The sequence below is a fragment of the Vibrio sp. D173a genome (assembly GCF_030248475.1).
The window spans coordinates 1-8970 of sequence record NZ_JAHGAH010000155.1 but is presented as its reverse complement, the minus strand read 5'-3'; the positions used below and the strand labels follow the sequence as shown (position 1 = coordinate 8970).

At 43.5% G+C, this 8970-nt stretch carries 2 protein-coding genes and 1 pseudogene; 2 read left to right on the top strand and 1 reads right to left on the bottom strand.

All coding sequences use genetic code 11. The annotated features are described in order from the left end of the window. Positions 1–271: 271 nt before the first annotated feature. Both KIV40_RS16230 and KIV40_RS16225 read left to right on the top strand, forming a co-directional pair. The gene (locus KIV40_RS16230; protein WP_285350216.1) at positions 272–1243 is read left to right on the top strand and encodes a hypothetical protein; all 972 of its coding nucleotides are present in this window, start codon (positions 272–274) and stop codon (positions 1241–1243) included. A gap of 379 nt (positions 1244–1622) precedes the next feature. Then, positions 1623–8389, top strand: a pseudogene (locus KIV40_RS16225) (TcdA/TcdB pore-forming domain-containing protein). Between the two features lie 40 nt (positions 8390–8429). On the opposite strand, the gene KIV40_RS16220 reads toward KIV40_RS16225, so the two are convergent. Next, positions 8430–8840: a hypothetical protein gene (locus KIV40_RS16220; protein ID WP_285350215.1), complete on the bottom strand. Its 411-nt coding sequence runs from the start codon at positions 8838–8840 to the stop codon at positions 8430–8432. Between the last annotated feature and the right edge of the window lie 130 nt (positions 8841–8970).

Below are 8970 nucleotides of genomic sequence, written 5' to 3'. Positions count from 1 at the left end.
GGGGCCACTTCTGTTTTTATATCAATATCCGGTATTATTTCCTTGTTTTTAATCAGGGTATAATACCAGTGTTGAACCTGAGTTTACTCATAAGTTAGCTATTTATTTTATTAGTTATAGTCTTTTCTATCTTTAAATTGTTTTGTATTTTAATACTATCCTTATTCTTGAGCGCAATCACAACTATATATATTCAATTCTATTTTAGGATTTATTCCTTGAAAGGTGAACGATAAAAAAGATAATCCACCTTCCCTTAAAGGAGGATTAAATGAATAAATACAGTATCCTAGCAGCATTAATTTTATCATCCCCAGTTTGTAGCCAGACGTTCTCTATCACTCCCTCAGTAAAAACAGGGCTGCCTACCGTTTTAGAACAGCCAAATTTATATCAAGCACCTGTTTTTGATTTTTATGATTTCTCCGAAGGCTATTTAGAGCAGCGCGCTGAGTCTATTGCTGAGCTTCCTATGGCATTAAGCCATATCAACAGAGTTTGTATTCAAAATAGATTTAGTGAGATCGATAAAAGTGAAGGCTATGGTCAATCTGGTGTCTTGTTATACACCTACAAAACGAATGACCGAGGAGAGAAGATTCATAACACAACAATAGGGGATAGAGCGCCTTTAGAAAGTATCTCTGAACACTGCTTTGATGAATCAACGTGGGTTTACAAACATTGGCTGGACGACGGTGCAATTGCTTTTACACCTTACAGTACAAAGTTTTCTTTCCTAGAAGACGTAAGAGTGCTGGTTGATGGAGAGCTCGAACTGCCAGCAAATTCTACTCTGTTTGTTCAGCACTATTTTGATTTTATAGGTAAAGTGGGTTTCGACCAATCTGCTAGCTTTTATCATCCAAATGGTATAGCGAAACTTAAATCGATCATTATCGATGGCCTTGAGAGTAACAACGAAAATATCATTACACTGAAAAATATATCTTTTGGTGAAGATGCCTCTCTTTTCGATATTGCGTTAATGTCTAATGATGAGTTTATGAATAAACTTTTGAGCCTAGTGAAAAAGGTGAGTGGGAAAAACACCCTCAACTTTGAATCCCTGCGCATCATCAATGAATTTGAACTCGACGACAAGAAGTATATTAATGTTCAAAGAAAGGATTGGGTGTTAGGGCAGCTCATCACGGTTAATGAAGTGATTATCCTTCAAAGACTTGGTAACCAATGGCTTATTGAAATGCCTGAAATCATTAACGATATGCTATCTAAATAAAAATATAGGCGGCAATTACTGGTATTGCCGCTTTACTAATTAAATTGTCATGATACTTCATATTCTTTCTTATGTTTACTTTATCTATCACTACTTGGCGCGCCGTTGTTAATTTGAAACTTCTAATATATTTGAATATTTCTTAAATTTATTGAATAGCTGCAAATAGTTTGTTAGTTATATAAATTCAGTTGCATTTTATAAAACTAATTATTATGAGAAAAAACTATTAACGACAGCATTGGCTTCGGCTTTCATTAGCCCTTACTCGCTATCTAGCGAAGAAGGGAATGATATCCATATATCAAACTCAGTTTATTCGTCCCCGACTTTTGAGGAAAGGCAGTATCAAGCTGGTTTTAACGCCTTCCTAAGCGCTATGCGTAGGACGCGAGATTCAATCTTAAACAGTCCAGCAAACAGGCGGCTGGTATCGGATATCAAATCAACATTGAGTAAAGAAGGGCATTGGACGGTTAAAGCTCGCCAGCAATACATATTGTTGAAGTCGAACGTACATCAAGACTTTTACGATGCTTACTCTTCAACGAAACCTCCAGTCTTGGTGCCTCTGAATGTGGAGGAGGGTGAGGTTGTCTATCAAATGTTGCATCATCTCGATGCGTCTTCTTCCGATCTAACGATCAACGTTCAGGGGTTTAGCGATCGCCCAATTTCAGAGGTTTCCAAGTTAAGCTTTATCAGCAGCGCGACTTCTGCCCGTTTTATTCCAGAAACGTTTTATTCTGAGCCTGAATCGCAGTCTCTTTTCACGTCTCGAATTACTCTCAATTTTACCAAAGAGTACTTACCACAAGTGATTAGCGCTTTCGGCCATTTGTACTCTGGTGAAGTCGAAGATGTTGTTAGGCAGGCGAAAATTATGGCGCCAGCATATTTTGGCTCATTGACGGACCAAGCTGTGTTGTATCTTGAGGGCGCGGACATCAAGAATGCTCAACGAGTCATCGACTTTTTAGCGCAACGTATTCCGGAACAAGCTTGGGTCGAACACACTCCATTGGGAATGGTTTCACTCGCTAAGGGCCGAAACTATTCAGAAAGTTCTCGTTTCGCTTTTTCTAGCCACGGTGGTGCAAGATCGGTTGTTGCGACCGATGCGATTCTTGAAAACCTATTTGGCGGTGAGAGCCTCGCAATCTTGTTACCTGAGGCACTCAGTGCTCATGGTTATGATCCTGCGCGCATTCCTCTGCTTGATCCTGCTTTTGATTATAAATCTGAGCAAATGGACTCAACGAGTGCGGCTTCAGATTTTATACGCGATCCACAAGGTTTCCTTAAAGCCCATACGTTAGACGTTACTCCACTTATCGGCGAGTACTCAGCGCACAAAGGCAAACCAATGATGCAGTCTGGCACAGATGGATTCCAATTAGGTTTTGAAAGTAAGGAAATATCGCGCAGTAACAAGTTAAGAGTGATTGGCGAACCTTTGATGGACAATATGCCTTCGTTTGTCGATGTTGCTAAGTCTGCCAGAGTCGGCCAGGTTTTAGTGGCGGCCTCCAACCATGGAGGAACGATTGTGGTGGTCGATCAAGACGCTGATCATTATCGTATTTACTTCGACAAGCGTCCGCACGCCTACGCTCTATACGATGATGTTGTTGCATTGCGAGATTTAAGTTCAGGGTATCGCGTTGGGGATGTGACCAAGTTTGATAAAGGGCTCGATGTCACCTTCTTTGTTTTTAATGAAAAAGGTTGGCAAAGCGTCGTACAGAAGCAGTCATTCAATAGTTTTAGTGATTTAGAGGTGCGTCGTACGGGCTCCACAACGGCGGTGCCTTTTATGGCTGTCGGTGAAAATTTAACGCAACTGTTTGAGCAAAATCGTACAAGCTTGCAGAAAGAGGTGCTTGAGCTGGCAAAAAGGTTTGGTTTGTCTACGGCTCAGATTGAAGACCTACCTTATGACCCAATGGAAGCGAAAGTGTTAGAAACGCACTCAAGCTTAAAGCGGTGGAATGAGCTGAGAACTCAACTGAATAAGAAGATCTCAGCGCAGAGAAAATCGCTTGCTAGACAAAGAATTGCTGAGCTCGCCAAGTTAAAACTACCCGGTAACTCAAATAACGCACAATCGATGAAGAAGCTATCGTTACTGCGTGCCAGCTTGTTGGAGTTAGACAACAACGCAAAATCACTGATTACCTTGTCTGAGCAGGTCGATCAGATGTGGCTAAACGTACAACAAAAGTCAGAAAATGGCCTAGGGCAGCTCATTGTTACAGACAACAGCCTAAGGACTGGCAATTTTGATAAGGGCCAAATACACCAACGTTTCTTGGTAAAAGAGAGAGCAATAAAAGATCTATCAGGCAGTAAAAAAGCCGCTTACGAAGACGGGTACAATAATTTTGAAGCGATCTGGCTTCCTGATTACGACGAGTCAATGACTCTGACGCAAAAGCAGCTATTGCTATTGGGGTCTAATGATCTCGATGCTCGGCAGCAAGGAGCGCTAATTAGACGAATCAGTAATCAGATTACCAAAGAGAACATCACGAAGAACTTAGATTTTACTGCAAAGTTTAATCGAGAAATGTCTCGTTTAGGTGGACGAGTCGTCGCGAGCCTACCTCAAGGGTTTGTGCTGACGCTGATGGGGGATGGTAGTGGTCGTTGTTACCCTCTGGTGCGTGCGATGTCTGTAGCTATGTCTAGGGGTACAGAGTCTATCCGAAACTTTTCTGACAAGCTGTTTATCGGTGCAGCAAACCCACATGATGCGGAAAGCCATTTCTTATTAGATGCACTAAGAAACCTGCACTCGAATTATGAAGCGAGAGAAAGCAGCCAAATGATCGGCCAACTCGATATTGCGGGCATTATAGCGGCCGTAAACCGTGGGCTCTCTGAGCAAGGACAGGTCTCACTGGCGGTCAATACGAGTACACATTCAGTTGGTGTTGCTGCGATCAATGATATGGGACAGAAGCGCTTTTACTTTTACGATCCTAACTTTGCTGTTGTTGAATTCTCTTCGTTGAAATCTCTCAAAAAAGCGTTAGAAGCACATTTCGTGATGCATGAGATGGCGGAGTACTATCTATCAATGGGGACCAAGGCAAACCCTGAATTCAATGTGTTAGCGATTGATACATCCAAAATGTCTCTAGTAGAAATTTTACCCGGTCAGCAGGTTTTCGACCTCTCTTCTTCAGAGCCGCTTAGCCCGGTGGGAGATGGAGATTCTATCGTTACTGTGAGCGACGAGGATTCCATTGTCACTATTGATGATGATGCATCGATCATGACGATTGACGATGATGAGTCTATTATCGTTTTAGAAAACTCAGAGAGCAGAGTACAACAGGATCTCGCTCTGAGAATGAATCTAACCAAAGTTAAAGCTTATGAGCATGCCAGCCTATTATCTAACGCTGTAGAACGTGCGAGAACTCAGTATCGATTGCCAGAAGAGTGGTTACCAGTGATAGGGAGCATCGAGGAGTCATCTCCCGGATATTCCGCTATCACTTTTGTTTCACCAGATGGGGCAATGGAACAAAGGGTACAAATTCAAGGGCGAGAGTTGGTCCAAGTGAGTGAGTATCTCCATGAGCAATATGCCAACGTTAAGGCTCGCTTTGATCTTCGCACTGGCCAACGTGTTCCAACCTTTGAATTTGAAGACGTGCAAGGATTCGATGGTTTGAATGCAGGTTTTGCGGTTCAGTCGGTTATCACTTGGTTTCAAAACGAAAAAAGAAGCCAAATCTCGGGCGAGAAAAGCAGTGCCTTACAGAAAGCGCTTGAGATTCACAGCTACGTCATGGCAGGACAAATCTCCCACGGCCTTCTGATGGATGCTCAGCACATGGTGAATTTATTTAAAGTTGCCGCTGCTACCGATGCTGAGCTTGTTAACGCTACAGTAAACAGCCTATCAGGTATTGCGAATCAGGGCGTTGGATTGGTATTTGGGGCTGTGAATGTCAGTTTGAGCGCTTATGAACTTGCCCATGCGCAAAATGCTCAACAACAAGCAATCTTCGGGACTCAGCTTGGTTTCAATGCGGTCGGCACTGCTATCGGCGGGGCCGCTTTGGGCGCTGGTATTGCGGGAGCTTCTACGACTGCTTTAGTACTGGGAGAAGCTGGAGCCATCGTCGGTGGTTTAGCGGTGGGCTTTACTGCATTAGCTGAAGCGTTTGGTGATATTGCGATGGATGCGCAACAAGTAGGGCACTACTTCTATCAAGTCGACAATGCTTACCGTGAAGGTGGATACCGTTATGATGCGGAGAAGAACGTTTTGCTGCCAATTCCTGGCGCGGTCATTAACCAAATTGATTTATCAAACGGGCAAATAGAGCTTGGTAGCCAAGCCCTTTACTCTTCTAAGCACGGTAAAACCGGGTCCGGTTGGTTGAACTACTTCTTTTGGGCGGGCGATCTACCAAAAGCATTGAGAGACAAGTCTAAGGCTTTACCGCTAAGAGAGCGCCTAGGTTATGGCTCGTACTCTGGTATCGATGCCCACAGCTCCACATTAGTGCTGCCCGCAACAGGCAAGTCGTACATCGATTATGACTATGAAATCCTACCAGGCTCGACCACTAGGAACGACCAAGGATTTAGTATATTAAGATCGCTTGAAACGCATCTTGATTTCGACTTCGACTTTTACGTTTTCCCATCGGAATATGTCATACGCACTATGCGAGAGCAGTTCGTTCCGCACACGGTATCCGTAAAGCTGGGAGCTATGGAGCGTGTTGTTGTCACGCCAGAGATTAAAGAGCTTGGTTTGAGAAAGCTAACTTACCATTTGAGTGCTGAATCGGGTAAACAAGAATTGATTGTACAGCCGCACGCGAAGTTCGTGCTTTCAGAAGACTCTGCAGCATCGGTCAAGTGGGTGGTTGACGCGAGAGCTATTAAGGGATCCACACCTGAAGTGACGAATGGAGTGTTGAAAATTGGAACCGTCACCCTTGATATCTCCTCGTTGAGCGAGTCAGTTGTCGAAGTGTTTACAGACCAAGGTGAAATCTGGCAAGTGGAAGACTTAACACTGTTGTTGATCGCAACAGACGCTCAAAAAGAAGAGGGCAGCTCTCATGTGATTGAGCACCTTGAAGCGTTAGCTGAAAAGCATCAGCTTCTAGGTGATTATGTTGTTATCAATAATTATGAAGAAGCCGGAGAACCTCTTGGCACCGCTTATTACGACATTAATAATGATCGTGTGATAGTGAGCCGCGATGTTTCTGTTGAACTCTCGCAGCAAGCGCAATTGCTAACGGCAACCAGTGATGAAGCTTGGCTGTTTAATCAGCAGTATGGCTTATTATGGAAAGTTGATATTGCCACTGGCGAGATGACGGGCTTTTACACGTTGTTCCAGCCATCTAGGCCTTCTATCTCTGTCAGCTTCAATGCTTGGACGGAGGCGAACGTTGTTCATGTTGCTGCCACGTATCATATGCCTGATCAGTCGCAAATTAAATACCTGTACCGTTTAACGGAAGGCGGGTTAATGCTGACAGACATTCATGGCAATGAGCGGTTGTACCAAGCTCTTGTTGCGCCAGTCGATTCGGATCACAGACGCTTAATCTCGGATTCCATGAGCTCGAGCGAATTTGCACCATTTGATCTTTCGGCTTACGAGAAAATGCCAACACAATTGGCTGATACCGTTGAAGTTGCCGTTAAAGGTGAAACGCCAGTATGGAGCATTGTTGGTAAAGAAAAGGCAACAGTCGTTAGTACGTTGCCTGCTATGGAAGAGCTAAAGCTGCTGCTTGTCGATGAGGATGTCGCGTATTTCTATAGTGAGAAAGAACAATCTATTTACCTTCAAAAAGAGGGACGAATTAAAAACGTGACTCTAAAAGAAGGTGACAAGGTTACTGCCCACGAGCATGTCTATATCGCGAGTGACAATGGCGAAATTCATGTGTTAACGCCTGAAGGTACGAAAAGCCTGATCGCAATTAACCAGCAATGGATGGAGCAGTATCAGTACAACTGGCAAGATACGTTGGTGACCAAATTTAACGACACCAAACATCAGCTTATGATTTTTGGATTGTCAGATTTTGATGGTAAAGCTCTAAAAGCGTGGTATCTGCCGTCAAGTGAGCAGTTTGTTTTAATACCAAACCAATGGAGCGATAAGCAACTAAAACTGGTTGGTAAGAAAGACGACCAATCTGTTTGGTTGTTTGAGCCAATGACAGGCAAGTTATATGCTCAGCCTTCTTTCTCTTTAGAACAAATGTATAACTTTACACCGGACTTCCGATTCATTGCCGACGGACAACTGACTGAGCCTGTTGAGTCTGACTTGATTGGCGAGGCTTTGACTGATGTTTATGTGAGTCATGACGGTTATCGAGCAGAAACAGAGAGCGGATTGGTGTTTGAGTTGACGGCGAATGAACCGCCAAAGCTCGTCGAAGTGAGTGAACATTGGCTGATAGAGAACGAGGGGATGCTAAACACTTTATCAGAACGTTTTGAAACGGGGGCCGTGATTCACCTAGGCAAAACAGTGATCGCTGGCTTGTGGTCGAAACGGGCAAAGAGATTCGTCTCGGCAAATCAGGACAAGCCATTTGGATTGGCTCGGTGGAAGGCCCTGTAGTGCGTGAACTGTTCTTCGTACCAGAAACCAACGAGCTGATTCAATCCGATGATCAACATGGGAGTATCTCGATAGGAAGCTACCAAGATGTGTTTAGAACTGGCGATGCTTGGTCACTCATTTCGGAGCCTACTCGTGGTGAGCTGATTGAAGTGGTCAAACTCGAAGGAACAGATGCTATTGTTCTTTCGACATCGGGCCGCAGTAATGGTTACGACATAAATGATGCTATTGGTCGGTACAAACAAGTGTTCATCAACGATAACAGCCATGCTTCGTTTATTGACTTATCTGACTTTGATCGTAACCAAGTTGTCATTCAACACGAAGGAAACCGGCTGAAATTGGTGATCGCTAACAGTACATATGTCGTGATTGAAGAGGCAGAACGCGCCTCGAAGAATAAATTAGCTTTGAGGTTCGCAGGTGATGCGCAGCCTTTACGACTTATCTACATCATTTCAGCGCTTGATGCCCGTAGTATTGATGGCATTGTCGAAATGAGCGAGCTAGATTTGTAGGGAGTCACTTTGCTTAACATTTAAAGCCCCGAAAGGGGCTTTAAATGTTTTGAGTCTGCATACTGTCGAGCACACGTATTTCAATGGCAAAAATTCCATGAATGGGGATCATCTCTCTATATTCATGAAAGCTAAAGAGTAATTCTACACCCTCGTCTAACGTGGAGCACAAAGTAGAGAGTACCTCTAGCCCTTCGCTAACCAAAAGCTCTCTGGGGTTTTTATAGTGACGGACATCCAGTACTTCGACGGTTAGTGCATCCGGCTTTATGATCTTTAAGCCTACAAAAGGAGGACCAGATATGACTTGAAAAGCGATTTGATCGCCTGCTTTAAGCTTGTCATAGGCGACACTTTCGTAACTGTTATTGGTTCTGATCTCAACTTTTTTTTTACCAGTGATGATCGCATTGAGCGGTGCTTGATAGATCTCTAAAGAAAATGTACGCATTTGAGTGGCTCGCTAAGGTTATATCTGACTAATTTTTTAGTAGTCGTTAGGTTTAGTATGCTGGATTAAAAATAATACTTAAGTATAGGACTAAAATTACGCGCTTGTAATGGCTTTGTTGCGTAATTCG

Coding starts and splice junctions, on each gene's coding strand:
- KIV40_RS16220 (WP_285350215.1), bottom strand. CDS start 8,840: ATGCGTACATTTTCTTTAGAGATCTATCAAGCACCGCTCAATGCGATC.
- KIV40_RS16230 (WP_285350216.1), top strand. CDS start 272: ATGAATAAATACAGTATCCTAGCAGCATTAATTTTATCATCCCCAGTT.